This window comes from Frateuria terrea, from assembly GCF_900115705.1.
In the GTDB taxonomy this organism is placed as follows: domain Bacteria; phylum Pseudomonadota; class Gammaproteobacteria; order Xanthomonadales; family Rhodanobacteraceae; genus Frateuria_A; species Frateuria_A terrea.
The window spans coordinates 104454-119399 of sequence record NZ_FOXL01000005.1 but is presented as its reverse complement, the minus strand read 5'-3'; the positions used below and the strand labels follow the sequence as shown (position 1 = coordinate 119399).

The 14946-nt window shown below is 64.7% G+C and carries 15 protein-coding genes; all 15 read left to right on the top strand.

What is annotated here, in order from left to right:
- Positions 1-86 precede the first annotated feature (86 nt).
- The 15 genes from BMZ38_RS09595 to BMZ38_RS09530 all read left to right on the top strand — a co-directional run bounded on the left by BMZ38_RS09595 (position 87) and on the right by BMZ38_RS09530 (position 14643).
- Positions 87-1565, top strand: coding sequence for a hypothetical protein (locus tag BMZ38_RS09595; protein ID WP_091336762.1), 1479 nt, complete (start codon positions 87-89; stop codon positions 1563-1565).
- A 59-nt stretch (positions 1566-1624) separates the two neighbouring features.
- A complete protein-coding gene (locus BMZ38_RS09590; RefSeq protein ID WP_091336760.1) occupies positions 1625-1804 on the top strand; it encodes a hypothetical protein in 180 nt (59 codons plus the stop codon).
- On the top strand, positions 1804-2352 hold the full coding sequence (locus BMZ38_RS09585) for a head-tail connector protein (protein ID WP_091336758.1): 549 nt from the start codon (positions 1804-1806) through the stop codon (positions 2350-2352). The genes BMZ38_RS09590 and BMZ38_RS09585 overlap by 1 nt, the downstream gene beginning before the upstream one ends.
- A complete protein-coding gene (locus BMZ38_RS09580) occupies positions 2349-2840 on the top strand; it encodes a hypothetical protein (protein WP_091336756.1) in 492 nt (163 codons plus the stop codon). The genes BMZ38_RS09585 and BMZ38_RS09580 overlap by 4 nt, the downstream gene beginning before the upstream one ends.
- Complete coding sequence (locus tag BMZ38_RS09575) at positions 2837-3274, top strand: hypothetical protein (RefSeq protein ID WP_091336755.1); 438 nt, start codon at positions 2837-2839, stop codon at positions 3272-3274. Before BMZ38_RS09580 ends, BMZ38_RS09575 begins: the two co-directional genes overlap by 4 nt.
- A gap of 11 nt (positions 3275-3285) precedes the next feature.
- Positions 3286-3537: a hypothetical protein gene (locus tag BMZ38_RS17875; protein WP_217638770.1), complete on the top strand. Its 252-nt coding sequence runs from the start codon at positions 3286-3288 to the stop codon at positions 3535-3537.
- A 5-nt stretch (positions 3538-3542) separates the two neighbouring features.
- A complete protein-coding gene (locus tag BMZ38_RS09570; RefSeq protein WP_091336753.1) occupies positions 3543-4277 on the top strand; it encodes a hypothetical protein in 735 nt (244 codons plus the stop codon).
- A 3-nt stretch (positions 4278-4280) separates the two neighbouring features.
- Complete coding sequence (locus tag BMZ38_RS09565; protein WP_091336751.1) at positions 4281-4676, top strand: hypothetical protein; 396 nt, start codon at positions 4281-4283, stop codon at positions 4674-4676.
- Between the two features lie 186 nt (positions 4677-4862).
- A complete protein-coding gene (locus BMZ38_RS09560) occupies positions 4863-5270 on the top strand; it encodes a hypothetical protein (protein WP_091336749.1) in 408 nt (135 codons plus the stop codon).
- A gap of 61 nt (positions 5271-5331) precedes the next feature.
- Positions 5332-8214, top strand: coding sequence for a phage tail length tape measure family protein (locus BMZ38_RS09555; protein ID WP_091336747.1), 2883 nt, complete (start codon positions 5332-5334; stop codon positions 8212-8214).
- Entirely contained in the window at positions 8211-8567 is a 357-nt protein-coding gene (locus tag BMZ38_RS09550) for a DUF2460 domain-containing protein (RefSeq protein WP_091336745.1), read from the top strand. Before BMZ38_RS09555 ends, BMZ38_RS09550 begins: the two co-directional genes overlap by 4 nt.
- A complete protein-coding gene (locus BMZ38_RS09545) occupies positions 8564-9538 on the top strand; it encodes a DUF2163 domain-containing protein (protein ID WP_091336743.1) in 975 nt (324 codons plus the stop codon). Before BMZ38_RS09550 ends, BMZ38_RS09545 begins: the two co-directional genes overlap by 4 nt.
- Positions 9535-9966 (top strand): C40 family peptidase, encoded by a 432-nt coding sequence (locus tag BMZ38_RS09540; protein WP_139202474.1) that lies wholly within the window; start codon positions 9535-9537, stop codon positions 9964-9966. The genes BMZ38_RS09545 and BMZ38_RS09540 overlap by 4 nt, the downstream gene beginning before the upstream one ends.
- Positions 9963-14117, top strand: coding sequence for a phage tail protein (locus BMZ38_RS09535; RefSeq protein WP_139202475.1), 4155 nt, complete (start codon positions 9963-9965; stop codon positions 14115-14117). The genes BMZ38_RS09540 and BMZ38_RS09535 overlap by 4 nt, the downstream gene beginning before the upstream one ends.
- A 10-nt stretch (positions 14118-14127) precedes the next feature.
- Positions 14128-14643 carry a hypothetical protein gene (locus tag BMZ38_RS09530; RefSeq protein ID WP_091336737.1) on the top strand — a complete coding sequence of 172 codons (516 nt, stop codon included), beginning with the start codon at positions 14128-14130 and terminating at the stop codon, positions 14641-14643.
- Positions 14644-14946: the final 303 nt, after the last annotated feature.

Here is a 14946-nt window from a genome sequence, read left to right as displayed (position 1 = left end):
ACCCCCGCACCCAAGCCGCCCACGAGGCGGCTTTTTCGTTTCACCCCCGGCCGCCCAAGAGGCGGCTTTTTCATTTGGAGCGACCCATGAGCAATGACATCACCACCGAGACCCTTGGCATGCTCAAGGGCGTCTACCAGAGCGGCCCGCTGGCGAAGGCTGGCAACACCGTCACCACCGCTGCCGGCCTGGTCAACTACGACCTGCAGGCCCCGGCGAAGAACCTCTACCCCATCATCACGATCCTCTCGAAGAAGATCCCGCGCGTGAAGGGCAAGGGCGGCACCGCCACGAACTGGAAGCAGGTGAACAACCTGTTCGGCTCGGGCTTCGACGCCATGGGCTGGGTGCCGGAAGGCCAGCGCTCGGGCGTGATGACCCTGGACGTGACCGACAAGGCGGCCAGCTACCGCACGCTGGGTGAGGAAGCGGCGCTGACCTTCGAGGCGCAGAGCGCGTCCGAGGGCTTCGAGGATGAGCGTTCGCGCTCGTCCATCCGCCTTCTGCAGAAGGCCATGCGCAAGGAGGAACTGGCGATCCTGGGCGGCAACGCCTCCGTGGCCCTGGGCACCTGCGCGACCCCGACCCTGAGCGCGTCCGGCTCTGGCGCGACCCTGCCGGCGCTGACCTACAGCGTCATCTGCGTGGAGCTGACTTTCGAGGGCTTGAAGAACTCGTCCGTCAGCGCGACCGGCGTTGCCACGACCAAGACCATCACCGGCCAGGACGGCCAGACGTTCTCGCTCGCGGGCGGCTCGGGCAATAAGTCCACCGCTGCGACGCAGGCCGTCACGTTGGGCCAGACGCTCACCGCCACCGTGGTGCCGAGCCGTTCGGCGCTGGGCTTCGCCTGGTACGTGGGCGCCTCCGGTAGCGAGACGCTGCAGGCCATCACCACGGTTCCGACCGCGGCGTTCTCGGCTCCGCTGGCCTCGGGCAACCAGGCCGCGACCGCGATCACTGCCGACAACAGCCGCAACCAGAACCTGGGCTTCGACGGCCTGCTGGTGAACGCGCTGAACCCGGCGAACAACGCCTACGTCAAGCAGCTCAACGGCGCCACCCTGACCGCCTCCGGTCGCGGTTCGGTGACCGAGATCGACGTGATGCTCAAGAGCATGTGGGACAACTACAAGCTCTCGTCGACCGTCATCTACGTCTCGGCGCAGGAGCAGCAGGGCATCACCAACAAGGTGCTGAGCGGCACCAGCGGTTCGCTGCTGCGCCAGAACATCGCCATGGGCGAGCCGGGTGCGATCGTGGCGGGCAACGTCGTCGCCCACTACTACAACCCGTTCGCGCTCAACGGCGGCGTGATGATCCCCGTCCTGCTGCACCCGGACGTGCCGGCGGGCTGCATCATCGCCTGGGCGGACAACCTGCCGGCCCAGTACCAGTCCAACGAAGTGCCGAACGTGGCCGAGATGCACCTGCGCCGCGACTGGTACGAGATCGAATGGCCGCTGGTCACCCGCAGCTACCAGCACGGCATCTACGCCGAGGAAACCCTCGCGGTGTACGCCCCGTTTGCGATGGGCGTCATCACGGGCGTCGGCGCCGGCTAAGTCGCGGCAACCCCACAAGCGGGCGGCATCCCGTCGCCCGCTTTGCTTCGGAGTAATCCATGTCCGACATCAAGATGCGCGGCCCCAATGGCTGCGCCGATACCCTGTCGCACGCGGGCGAAAGCTATAGCGCCGACAAGAAGGGCATCTTCACCGTTCCGGTGGAGGCCTATGAATCCCTGCTGCGTCATGGCTTTGTGGCCGTGGGTGAGCAACCCGCCGAGCCGGTAGCGCCGTAATGGCCGACCTTTGCACGCTGGCGAACGTGAAAGCGTTCCTGGGCATCACGTCCAGCGCGACCGATGGCGTGCTGTCGTCCCTGATTACGGCTATCTCGGCCGCCATCGAGAGCTATTGCAACCGGACGTTCGCCAGCGCGGCCTACACCGAGTCCCGAAATGGGACAGGTGGCAATCGCCTGTTTCTGGCGCATGGTCTAGTGACGGCGGTCGCGTCCGTGACGGTGGACGGTCAGGCGATCCCTGCTGCTGTCGGTACGGGCACTGGCTACCTGTTCGACGAGACAACCGTCTACTTGCGCGGCTACTGCTTCCACCGTGGCGTTCAGAACGTCACCGTGAGCTATACGGCTGGCTATGCGAGCGTGCCGTCTGACGTGGCGCAGGCGTGCGTTGAGCTGGTCGCAGCGCATTTCGCCAAGCGCGACCGCATCGACAAGTCGAGCGAGACGCTTGGCACGCAGCAGACCATCAGCTACAGCCAGGCGGACATGCCCGCGGCGGTCAAGACGGCGCTCAAGCAGCGCGTGTGGTGGACCGTCCCATGATTGGCGTGCAGATCACGGGCGACACGGCGCTCGTCACCAAGCTGGAAGAGACCACCGGCAAGATCAAGGCGGCAGCGAAGACGTCACTGGATATGTGGGCGACCGAGCTTGCCGGCTACATCAAGATGAGCAAGCTGTCCGGCGACCCGCTGCACCGTCGCAGCGGCAAACTGTCGAGTTCCGTCTACCCGGACAAGCGCGAGACCGCCGACACCATCAGCGGCGGCGCGCGGGCCGGCCTGGACGTGCCCTACCCCAAGGCGCACGAGTACGGCATGCAGCGCAACGTGGTCGTGTCGGCGTTCCACCGCATGCAGACGATGGCCTGGGGCAAGCCGATGGCAAACCCCCGCGAGGTGCTGGTGAATCAGCATTCGAGCTACGTGAACCTGCCTGAGCGAAGCTACATGCGCAGTGCCTTGCGCGAGCAGGCGCCCGAAGGTATCGCCGAGCTGCGCGCCGCCGTAAAAGAGGCGATCGGTCTATGACCCGCGCCACCCGTGAGGCCGTGTTTGCGGCCCTGTTCGCCAAGCTGCAAAGCCTGCCGGGCGTGTTCACGGTCAGCCGCCGCCTGCGCAACGTGCAGGATGTGCAGCCCGAGGAGTTTCCGGCCGCGTTCCAGTTGCAGGGAAGCCAGGACGCGAAGTTCAGCGGCAACACGCCGTCAACCTTCACCTGGAAGGCCGACTGGCTGCTCTACGTGCACAACGACGATCCCAGCGCGGCGCCGTCGACCGACCTCAATGCGCTGATCGACGCGGCCTGCGCGCTGCTCAACCCGCCCCCCGGCTCCAACCGCCAGACACTCGGCGGTTTGGTCGAATATGCGGCCATTGACGGCGCCATTCAGGTGTTCGAGGGCGTGCTTGGCGACCGCGCCGTGGCCGTCCTTCCCATCACCATCGTGCTACCCGGCTTCTAGGAGGCCACCCCATGAACGACGACACCGCATCCGGGCAACCGGAGGGCCAGGCCTTGCCCGCATCCCGCTCAACGCGCCTGGGCGACATCGCCAATCCCGCCACGGTCGACGCCGAGCGCGTGCTCGCCGCCGTCGAGCGCTGGTACGAGCGCCACTTCCACCGCTGCGCCGTTGCCGGCATGGCCCCTGTTTCCGCCGCCGACAAGGCCGAGCTGCTCAAGCACCTCGCCGAAGCCGTGGCACCCGCCGCCACTGAGGAGTAACCGTCATGCCCCAGCGTTCCTTCGGCTCCGGCCTGCTGTTCGCCACGAACACCGCCGCCAATTCCACCCCGATTCAGTTCGGCACCCTGCAGGATGTCTCGCTGGACATCTCGCGCACCGTCAAGGAGCTGTACGGCCAGGGGCAGTTCCCGGTGGCCGTGGGCGCCGCGCAGCAGAAGATCACCGGCAAGGCGAAGTTCGCCCAGGTCAGCGGCAACCTCTACAACGACCTGTTCTTCGGCGGCACCTCCGCCACGGGCCAGACGCTGCTGGTGTATCAGGAGGCCGGCGCGATCCCCGCGGTCACGCCCTACACCGTTACCGTGAACGGCTCGGCCAACTTCGTCGACGACGAGGGCGTGCTGTATGCCGATACCGGCCTGCCGTTCAAGAAGGTGGCCAGCGCCCCGACGCAGGGCCAGTACAGCGTAGCGGCCGGCGTATACACCTTCGCAGCGGCCGATGCGTCCAAGAACGTGCTCATCAGCTACACCAAGACGGACGCGACCAACGGCACCACGATCACCACCGGCAACCCGTTGCAGGGCGTCCAGCCGACCTTCTCGATCATCGTTGTGCGCCAGTACAACGGCCAGCAGGAGGCGTTCAAGCTGTGGTCGTGCATCGCCTCGAAGCTCTCGCTGCCGACCAAGATGGCCGATTGGGGCATCACGGAGCTGGACTTCACTGCGTTCGCCGACAGCGCCGGCCGCACCATCACCCCGTATGTCTCGGAGTAACGCATGATCCCGGGTGCAATCCTCAACCTCGGGGGCACGGAGTTCACCGTGCCTCCGATCAATCTGCGCATCGACTTCGACTACAAGGACGCCATCGCGGTTCTGTGCGAGCCGGAAGGCAACGTGGATTTCCGGGTCTACGTCGAGGCAGCGTCGAACGTGCTGTTCGCGCTAGTCAAACGTAACTATCCGGACCTGACCCGCGATCAGTTCAACGACCTGATTGACTTGCCGATGTTGCGTCCCATCATCAACGGCATGCTGCATATCTCGGGGTATGTCGGCCGCCCTTTGGAACCGGCGGCGACGGGGAGCGCGAGCCCCTCACCCGAGCCGGCGTCGTCGGACTCGTCCACTCCGCTACTGGATGGTTCCCCGACGACATCCTCGAACGTTTGACCTGGCGCGACGTGGCCGATCTTTCCGAGGGCTGGAAGGATCGGCCGCCCGTGCAATGGATGGTGCAGGCGTATCTCGGGATTGGCACCACGGCCAAGCCAGAGGACGACGGCGAGTTTGACGCTGCTGTGGCAGCGTTCGCCGGGCAGCGGTAGGATCGGCGCACTCAACAGTGGAGAGTGCGCAATGAAGCGGATGTTTGTTGTAACTGTCGTGCTGGGTCTTGGTGGATGCTCGACCGCCCCAGTCGTCGATTACGCTGCACAGATGCGCGCAGAGCAGGATGCTAGGGACGCCAGCAGCCAGCGCGCAGCCGAGCGAGTCCAATCAGACAGGGATGCGTATATCAATGCTCATCCCGAAAGCAAGTTCAAACAAGAGATTGCGGAAGGGTTTATACACATCGGAATGTCGCCCGATGAGGTTGAGGCTGCAGGCTTTGACTGCCGGCAGAAGGAATTCTCAACCATCGGGCACATAGATCAATGCAAGCGCATTGATCTTGAGATGGAGGCAGCAGACGATTCCGTCGTCCCATCCGATTTCGTTGGTTACGGAAGCGACGATAGGGTCGAATCAATAAACCACGGTTGATCCAAGTGATCTCCATACAAACCCCGCTCCGGCGGGGTTTTTTATTGCCCGCAGGAAACCCATGGCCGCCGACAACGAAATCAAAGTCCTGCTGACCGCTGACCTTAGCGAGCTCAAGGCCGGCATGGATGCGGCCGCCGAGTCGGTAGCATCCTCGTCCGAAGCCATGACCGCATCGGTTGTGGCCTCATCGACGGAGATACAGGCGGCCCAGGCCGCCGTGGCGGATTCTGCCGAGGCCGCATCCGCTCGTATCAAAGCGATGGTCGCGGCATCCATGGAGCAGGTTCGCGCCAACTCGGGGCTGGCTGAGAGCGAACGCAGCCTAGCCGAGCGCATGGGCTTGCGCGTGGAGGCTACGGACGCCCAACTTGACGCGACGGCGGCGCAGATCGCCGCTCAGAACGACCAGATGGCCGCGGCCACGCGGCAGGCGGCGGCTGAGACCGAAGTTGCCGAGGCAACGGATGCGGCGACGGTTGCGGTTGAGGCCAATACCGAAGCCATCGTCGTCAATGCGGGCGTGACCCGTGAGGCCGGCGTGCTGGTAGGCGAGGCGCTGCGCGGAAACTGGACGCGCATGGAAGGTTCGGCCATGACGATGGCGAACCGTCTCAACCTGCTGCAGTACGCATTCAGCCCGCTCGGGCTGGCGATCACGGCGACTGCGGCTGCGGTGGGCACCTTCGCGTATGAGGCCTACGAGGGCATCAAGGCCGATGATGACCTGGCACACTCGCTGACGCTGACCAATGGCGTGGCGGGCATGACTCGCGACCAGTTGCTCAGCCTGTCTAGCGCCACGGCCAGCGCAGAGGTGAGCGCCCGCGAAGCCGAGCAGGCCGTAACCAAGCTCGCTGGCTCGGGCCGGTTCAACGCAGAGCAGATGCAGGTAGCCGCGCAAGCCGCTGCAGACATGGCGACTGTCACCGGCCAGAGCATGGATCAGGCCGTGGATGCGGTCATGAAGCTGCAGGCGAACCCAGTGGAGGCGGTTCGTGCACTGGATCAGCAGTTCCATTTTCTCTCGCTCACGCAGATGGAGGAAATCGAGCAGCTAGAGAGAACCGGCGACGCAACCGATGCCGCCACGACTGCACTGAACGCCTTTGCCGACGCGATGGCGAACCGAGCCCCCGAGGCGGTCAAAGAAACGAACCTGATCAAGCAGGCGTGGCAAGACCTCGGCATGGCGATCGAGGGCATCGGCACGCGCATGGGCGATTCGCTCCGCGAGGCCACCGTTGACGAGAAGATCGCAAAGATCAATGCGCAGATTCAAACGCTGCGGGACGGGCAGGGCGTCGATTCTGGCTCGGACATCATTGACGCTATTTTCGCTCAGGACACGTCGGGGCAGATTGCCGACCTGGAGCAGCAGCGCGCCGCGCTGGAAAAGACCAAGCAAGCTGCCGAGGATGCAGCGAAGGCCAAAGCGAAAGCCGCGCAGGTACAAACCGATGGCATCAATGCTGCCAAGGCGTTCGATGCGCAGTTCGCCAACCTAGACCGCAAGAACGAGCGTCTACAGAAAAGCATTGAGCTTGAACAGCAGCTCAAAGCGATGCACGACGCCAACCCAAACGATGAGCGCGTTCAAGGCGTCGAGTTCGATCCCATCAGTGGCGCCGCCGTAGGTGGTGCCAAGCTGGCAGAGCTACTGGCGGAGATCAACAAGAAATACCAGGACATCGACACCACCACGCGTGCCCAGCATCAGGCCGAGATGCAGGCTTCGCGTGAACGCAAGCAGGCGATGGCCGAAGAGCTTAACGACCTGGAAATGGTTCGGGCCGGCACTGCCGCCAACACGGCCGAGCGGATGCAGGCTGACGCATCGGTTCTAACCAACGCCTCCCGGCTGTACGGGGAAAACTCATCGCAGCAAAAGGCCGCGCTGAACCAACTGCTGGCCGACGAGAAGAGCTATGACGCAGCGGTTGTCCGCGAACGCGAGCAGGCGGCCCGCCAGAAGGAAGTAATCGACATCGACGCCGTGCAGACCGCCATGGCGACCAAGCGGCAGCAGATCGAAACGGCGTTCGAGCTGGGCAACATCTCCCGGCAGCAGGAGTTGACCGCCATCGCCGCCGCCAACGACGCCGAGTACCAGCTCGAAATTCAGGCGCTTGCCCGCGAGCTTGCCTTGCTCGATGCCAAGTCAAAGGCGGCCGAAGAAGTCGAGCGCAAGATCGCCAACCTGCAAAAGCAATACACCGCTGATGCCGCCAAGAGCGATGCGGACCGGCAGAAGGCCATGCAGCAGTCGTGGCAAAAGGCGCTCAAGCCCATCGACAGCGCCTTCCAGCAGTCGATCCAAGGAATGATCCAAGGCACGCAAAGTTTCAAGAAGGGGCTGGACAACATCCTGCTGTCGATTGTGGCGAGCTATGCCCAGATGGGTATCTCAACCCTGATGAATTGGATCGCCAACGAGGGCGCAAAGACTGCCGCAACCACTACTGGCACCGAGCAGCGCGCCGTAGTCGAGCAGGCTGCCGCCGCCCAATCCAAGGCCACCGACGCCGCCACCGGCAAGAGCCAAATCACCAGCGCAGCAGCTACCGGCGCGGCGAAGGCTTATCAGGCCATCGTGGGCATCCCCTACGTCGGCCCGATCCTGGCGCCGATTGCGGCCGGCGTGGCGTTCGCCGGTATCGAGGCGTTCTCTGGCTCGCTGGCCTCGGCGCGTGGCGGCTGGGAGCGCGTCCCCTTCGATGGCGCGATGACCGAGCTGCACAAGGACGAGATGGTGCTGCCGGCCAATATCGCCAACCCGATGCGCCAGATGGCGAAGCAGGGCGGGCAGGGGGGCGGCCCACAGGTGCACGTCCACACAACCGACCCGCGCAGCTTCAAGGACTACATGCGGCGCAATCCGGCCGCCATTGCTAGCGCCATCAAGCTGGCAGGCCGTCGCGGTCACATGCTGGGGGCGCGATGAGCATCAACACCTTCCCGACCTTTCCCGGCGTCACCTGGGACATCAAGAAGCGCTCGCTATGGTCGACGGACGTCGAGACGACGGCATCGGGAGCGGAGTTCCGCACCGGCCGATGGACGGCACCGGTCTATGAGTTCGACCTGACGTTCGCCTACCTGTCGCAGGCCGACTTCCAGACCTTCCAGAGTTTCTTCGACGGCCAGCAGGGAAGCCTGACGCCGTTCTACCTCAACGTGCCAAACGACCCGGCGAGCCCGTTCACGGTGCGCTTTGTCGACGACAAGGTCGAGTTCAACCAGATGCTAAACCAGATGTACGAGGTCCAGACCGTGACCATGCGGACGGTGCGATGAAATCGATCAGCGCCGACTTTAAGACGATGCTCACCAGCTCGAAGCAGCTCATGGTGGCCGACCTCTACACCCTGACGCTGCTCTCGGGGACGGTGCTGTACTACACCGACGCGCCGCAGAACATAACCTACGGCGGGCACATCTTCCTTGCCGCGCAGTCGTCCAGTGGCGTGCCTGGCTTCGGTCGCGGCCCGATCAAGCTGTCGATCGGCCTGCAGGTCGAAAGCCTGGAAGTCGACGTGTTCTACGACGGCGACACGCTGATCATGGGCAAGACGCCGGGCGCGTTCGCCAATGCGGGCGGCTTCGATGGCGCGCGCGTCAAGGTGGACAAGTTCCTGACGCCCAGCCTGACCGACACCTCGCGCGGGATCGTCAACCTGTTCACGGGCACGGTGGCGGATGTGTCGGCCGGCTCGGGCAAGGTCTCGCTCAACGTGTCGAGCGATCTTGTCTACCTGAGCGCCGCGTTCCCTCGCAACTACTTCCTGCCGCAGTGCAACCATGCGTTGTTCGATGCCGGGTGTGGGTTGGTGAAGTCGAGCTTTGCCGTGTCCGGTAGCGTCGATAGCGGTACGGTCACGACGATCACCGACGCTGGGCTCACGCAGGCGGCGGACTACTTCGCGCAGGGGTACATCGTCATTACCTCGGGCGCCAATGCCGGCCTGACGCGATCGGTGAAGAGCTTCAGCGGCGGCGTGCTGTCGTTGCTCTATCCGCTGCCTGGCGCCTGTGCGGCCGGTGACACCTTCACCGCGTACCCCGGCTGCGACAAGACGCAAAGCACCTGCTCGGCCAAATTCGCCAACCTGTCGCGCTTCCGTGGATTCCCCTACGTGCCCACGCCCGAAGTGATCGAGATGGGCGGCAATGCTCCCAGCTCTTCGAGCGGTGGCGGCGCCGGCCTTGGGCATGGCGGCATCGGGCGTGGGCCGGGCGGGCAGAAAAATCGCTTCGACCTGCAATGACCCTCCCTCAAGGCGAACGCATCGTCGCGGAGGCGCGGCGATGGCTAGACACGCCCTATCGCCACCAAGCGGACGTTCTCGGCGTGGGCGTGGACTGCGCCATGCTGCCGGTGCGTGTGCTGACGGCGCTGGGCTTGATCCCGGCCGAAGTGGAGCCGCGCCCCTACGCGCCGGACTGGCACCTGCACCGCAGCGAGGAAAAGTACCTCGGCTGGGTGAAGCGCTTTGCCGACCCGGTCGAAGCCCCGCAGATCGGTGACCTGGTGCTGTTCCGCGTCGGCCGCTGCTTCTCGCACGGCGGCATCGTCGAGGCCATCGAGCCCGAGCTTTACATGATCCACGCCAGCCGCGAGGCGGGCAAAGTCGAGCGCGCCGAAGTGCGCCGCTGGGCGGATCGCCCCCATGGTTTTTGGAGAATCCGAGCGTGAGCCTATTCGGTGGCGGTCACAAATCCGCAGCGCAGACGCCTACCCGTGCGATGGGCATCGACCTGCAGGGTGCGCAGTACGGCTCGCCCATCCCGGTGGTGTTCGGCCGCAACAAGCTGGCCGGCAACGTCATCGATTACATGGACTTCAAGGCCATCGCTCACACCCAAAAGCAGCAGGGCGGCAAGGGTGGTGGCGGCGGCGGTCAAGCCAGCACGTCCTACACCTACCAGTGCAGCTACCTGCTCGGCCTGGCGGAGGGCGTGGGCAATATCGTTACCGTCTACGATGGCAGCAGCACGACCACGCTCTCGGCTGTGGGCGGGTTGGCATTCACGGGCGCGCAAGGGCAGTCCGCGTGGTCGCACCTGTCCGGCGACCATGCTCTAGGCTATTCAGGCACGGTGCTGGCCGCGTTCCAGAACAAGGACCTGGGCAGCTCGGCCTCGTTGCCGAATTACAACTTCGAGATAGACGGCCGCAACCAGTTCAGCGCGTCGATCAAGGACGCCAACCCGGCGGACATTGCGACCGCCATCTGCACCGATAGCCAGATCGGTGTGCAGTTCAACGCGCTGGGCGACCTGACCGCGTTCAAGAACTATTGCACCGCAGCCGGCCTGTTCTTCTCGCCCGTCTACAGCACGCAGACGCCGGCCCAGCAGGCGCTGGACGACCTGTTCAAGTACGCCAACAGCGCCCCGTTCTTCTCCGAGGGTGTGCTGAAGGTTGTCCCCTACGGCGATGCCACGATCACCGGCAACGGCGTCACCTACACGCCCAGCCTGACGGCGGTTGCGGATCTCGGCCGCGACGATTTCATCACCAACGGTCCCGGCGATCCGGTCACGGTCAAGCGCATTGCGCCGGCCGATGCAATGAACATGCAGCGCGTGGAGTTCAAGGACCGCGCCAACACGTACCACACCGGCACGGTGGTCGCGTCGATTGACCAAGACGTGGTGGGTACGGGCGCCCGCGCCGACCAGTCCGACTCGGTCGACATGGTGACGCAGGCGGCGGTCGCCAAGCTGGTGGCGCAAAACCTGCTGCAGCGCACGTACTACATCCGCAATACCTACGAGTTCCAACTGTCGTGGCGCTACTGCTACTTGGAACCGATGGACATCGTGACGCTGACCGATGCCAATACGGGCCTGTACCTGACGCCCGTGCGCATCACCGAAGTGTCCGAGGATGAGCATGGCCTGCTGTCCATCGTGGCCGAAGAGTTCCCCGAGGGCATCAGCCACGCCAGCATCTACGCCACGCAGCCGAACGCCGGCACAAGCGTCGATCCCAACGCTGACCCCGGCCCGGTGGACGGCCCCTACCTGTTTCGCGGCCCTGGATTCCTAGTCTCGAACAACCAACCGGAGATATGGTGTGCCCTGTCGGGCACCGATCCGCTATGGGCTGGCTGCGATGTGTACCTCAGCCACGATGGCACCAGCTACACCTACCTGACCACGCACAGCCAGCGGGCGGCCTATGGTGAGTTGACCAACAGCCTGGCCGCCGGCAGTGACCCGGACACGACTGGCGCGCCCAACGTAGTGCTCAACGGCCCGGTCGAGCTGCTGGGCGGAACCCAGGCCGACGCCGACCAATTCATCACCCTGGCGATGATCGACAACGAGCTCGTCGCCTACCAAACCGCCACGCTGGCCGGCGGCCCGAGCTACACGCTTGGCTACCTGCGGCGTGGCGGCTACGGATCGGACCAAGTAGCGCACAGCGCTGGCGCACCATTCGTGCGCCTAGACGAGAACATCCTGCGCATCCCGGTCGATCCCTCGCAGATCGGCCAGACGGTCTACCTCAAGTTCGTGAGCTTCAACGTGTTCGGCAAGGGTGGCCGGACGCTGGCCGACGAGACCGCCTACACCTACATCGTCGGCACGAACATCGAGCTGCCGGACGTGCCGGTGACACCCAACAGTCCCGCCGTCACGGCGGTCGCTGACGGCGTCTCGATCACTTGGTTCAACCCCAACCCAGCCGCGGTGGGCTGCACGTCGATCGAGTACGCGACGGCGAGCGGCGGCCCCTGGACGGTGCTGGCGCAGGTCGGCCCGACCAGCACGTCCTACGTGCACCACTTCACCACCGGCGCGACCTACTACTACCGCCTGCGCTCGCGCGGCGCGGTGGTCTCGGCCGGCTGGAGTGCCTACACGGCGGTCCTCACGAACAAGGGCAAGACGGTCGCCGATGGCGCCGATGTGACAGCAGCGGTCAACGTCCCGCACGTCATCAACGGCAACTTCCTCAACGGAACGGCTGGCTGGACCTTCGACAACCCGACCGGCTTCTATCAGAACGGCACGGACGGCAACAGCCCGGACAGCGCGTGCCCGACCCACCTGGTGCGCCAGGGGCAGGCCGGCGGTGCCACGACTTACGCGCGCAATACCGGCTACGTGAGCGTGGTGCCTGGGCAGACGATCACCGTCGCCTGCTGCCTACGTGGTCTGAGCGCGAACGCCGGATCATCGGCGGGATGCCGCATCTCGTGGCGCGACGCATCGCATACCGAAGTCGCCACGACCTTGGCGTCCATCACCTGCGGTCCAACCGGCCAAACCGTGAGCAAGGCTGTAGGCGCGGCCCCCGCGGGCGCGCAGTTCGCGCATTTCGAGCTGTACTACGTCAACCACTCCAGTGGCTACTACAACGCCACCAGCTGCGTGATGACGGTGCAACCGGCTAGCCTCGATGAGGTCCCCGATAGCTCTACGTGGGGCAAGACCCGGCTGGCGGCACTCATCAACGGCTCTATTCCGTTGGCGGGCGCAGGCAAGAGCCTTATCGGAAACCCCACGTTCTCGCGCAACACGATGGGCATCGCGAAGGGTCTCGGCATCGCCGTTGGTGCGTACGCTGTAGACAACTGGACGCTGGCTATCAACCAGAACGCAGCAACCTGGGCGGTTATCCCGGAAAGCACCGACATTCTTTTCCGAGTAGCTACTGGCGCATCGGTCCCGAATGGCGCCACCGTGGTATCTGTGCTGCGCTCTGAGATCTTTCCTGTGAGCGCGGGGCAGGTCATCGTCGCGGAACTGAACGCAAGCGTGGCTTTCGCTTCGATCCCGCCGGCTGGCGTGAACACGTATACAACGATTCAAGTCGCCTGGCTCAAGGCAGACGGCAGCATTATTAGCGGCGCGGAGTTCGCTCGGGTGGGAAGGGCGTCATCCGTTGTGCGCGGTAGCTTGACCGCTCCCGCTGACACGGCGGCGGCATGGATTGAGGTTGACGGGTACATAAGCAACACCAGCGGCTCAACCTACGTCGCAGGAAGCCTCCCTTACGACTGCCGTGTCATCAGCGCACAGGGTTACTCGGTTTCTGACCTCGCCACCGAAGTCTCCGGCACGCTCAGCACCCAGCGCAACCTACCACTGGTGACATGGGGCAACTACGGTGGCGGCTGGTCTGGTCTGTCCGTCACCTACACCACCACCACGACCTCCGCCTCGTTCAGCGCCAGCGCCGCGAGCTTTGTTGGCGGGGGCGACTCCATTGCCTATAACTCCGGCAACGTCACGGTATCGGGCTCGCCAGGTGCAACCGTGACGTACTACTTCTACTACGACGACCCCGGCATGACCGGCGGCAGCAAGTCACTCCAGGCGACGACGAGCCAGATCACCAGCCTCAACGCCAACGGTCGGGTATTCGTGGGACAGGCCACCATCACCTACCCCACCAGCGGTACCGGCAGCGGCGGCGGGCAGACCGGTTGCCCGCAGGTGGACGAGCCGGTGATTCGCCGCGCGTCGGATGGCTCGCACGAGACGATCCGTGCCGGCGACGTGCGCGTGGGCGATGACCTGTTGCTCGCCAGCGGACGCTGGGGCCGAGTCTCGTACTCGGAGGCAAAGCTGCAGCCCGGCGTGCGCGTGGTGGGCTTGGACGGCTCCAGCATCATCTGCTCGGAGAGCGCGCCGCTCGAAACGGCGGATGGCCTTTGCGTGCGTGCGCCCTATACGCGCGACTTGGTGCTTAAACATCGCACGGCTGGCGTGATGCGCGTGGCGGAGGTGTTCGACGTGGGAGACATCCTCGTGCAGCACATTACCTGCGAGAACGACTGCTTCTGGGTCGGCGACTACTCGCACCACAACATGAAGCCCGCGAAGTGAGGAAGTACCCATGAGCTACACGAAACTCGACACCACCTTCGATGTTGCCGCCGGCCTGGCCGCGCTCCTGACCCAGAACGGCATCGACTTCCCGGGTCTTGCCGACGATCTGATCGCCGCCGGCTCTGCCGTCATGCTCGATACCGGGCAAACCGTCTGGTGCTCGTGCGTGGTGCACGACAAGCCCGAGACGGTGGCGATCGACCTGCTCGCCGTGGCGATGCAACTGGTCGACGGTGCCCCACGCCAGAAGGCCAACGGCCAGATTGCCGGCGTCGCAACCTGGCGTGGCGTCATGCAGGAGCATCTGGATGCCTGGACCGTGAGCACGGTGCGCAAGGCCTGTCTGATGCTGGCCTTGGGCGAGCCGCAGCCGCAGGTGCCGATTCCCAGCTCTGATCCGCCGCCCGCACCGCAGGTACAGGACGTTTTTCCAACTCCCGCGATGGACGCCGCGAACGGCTCCATTCGTACAGCGATTGCCGTCGCCGACCAGCTCGCCGCACCGCTCGCCGACGTACTTTGACGGTGCGCCCCTACAGCCGCGGGGAGCCCTGGGTGGCACACTGATCTCGCCCCGCGAGTCAGGTCTCATCCGATCCTGTCAGGCGCGGACCGATGACCGGGGCGCTTTCAAGTGGTGCGCGTAGCCACTGGCGGACGGTGGGGTAAAGAGAAACGCCGCCCCAAGATTACCCCAGAGGGTCTCGGAAGCGGCGTCTTTCCTTGCTGTGCTGGTGCCGGAAATAGGCAATGTTGGCGTTTTGCGCTGTCGCCCGATAGGCGTGCGTGTCGCCACCAAAGCCGCATGGTTGAGCCATCCGTGACG

Bases quoted from the DNA above. Each gene is read 5' to 3' on its own strand.
- BMZ38_RS09595 (WP_091336762.1), top strand. From the start codon at position 87: ATGAGCAATGACATCACCACCGAGACCCTTGGCATGCTCAAGGGCGTC.
- BMZ38_RS09590 (WP_091336760.1), top strand. From the start codon at position 1,625: ATGTCCGACATCAAGATGCGCGGCCCCAATGGCTGCGCCGATACCCTG.
- BMZ38_RS09585 (WP_091336758.1), top strand. From the start codon at position 1,804: ATGGCCGACCTTTGCACGCTGGCGAACGTGAAAGCGTTCCTGGGCATC.
- BMZ38_RS09580 (WP_091336756.1), top strand. From the start codon at position 2,349: ATGATTGGCGTGCAGATCACGGGCGACACGGCGCTCGTCACCAAGCTG.
- BMZ38_RS09575 (WP_091336755.1), top strand. From the start codon at position 2,837: ATGACCCGCGCCACCCGTGAGGCCGTGTTTGCGGCCCTGTTCGCCAAG.
- BMZ38_RS17875 (WP_217638770.1), top strand. From the start codon at position 3,286: ATGAACGACGACACCGCATCCGGGCAACCGGAGGGCCAGGCCTTGCCC.
- BMZ38_RS09570 (WP_091336753.1), top strand. From the start codon at position 3,543: ATGCCCCAGCGTTCCTTCGGCTCCGGCCTGCTGTTCGCCACGAACACC.
- BMZ38_RS09565 (WP_091336751.1), top strand. From the start codon at position 4,281: ATGATCCCGGGTGCAATCCTCAACCTCGGGGGCACGGAGTTCACCGTG.
- BMZ38_RS09560 (WP_091336749.1), top strand. From the start codon at position 4,863: ATGAAGCGGATGTTTGTTGTAACTGTCGTGCTGGGTCTTGGTGGATGC.
- BMZ38_RS09555 (WP_091336747.1), top strand. From the start codon at position 5,332: ATGGCCGCCGACAACGAAATCAAAGTCCTGCTGACCGCTGACCTTAGC.
- BMZ38_RS09550 (WP_091336745.1), top strand. From the start codon at position 8,211: ATGAGCATCAACACCTTCCCGACCTTTCCCGGCGTCACCTGGGACATC.
- BMZ38_RS09545 (WP_091336743.1), top strand. From the start codon at position 8,564: ATGAAATCGATCAGCGCCGACTTTAAGACGATGCTCACCAGCTCGAAG.
- BMZ38_RS09540 (WP_139202474.1), top strand. From the start codon at position 9,535: ATGACCCTCCCTCAAGGCGAACGCATCGTCGCGGAGGCGCGGCGATGG.
- BMZ38_RS09530 (WP_091336737.1), top strand. From the start codon at position 14,128: ATGAGCTACACGAAACTCGACACCACCTTCGATGTTGCCGCCGGCCTG.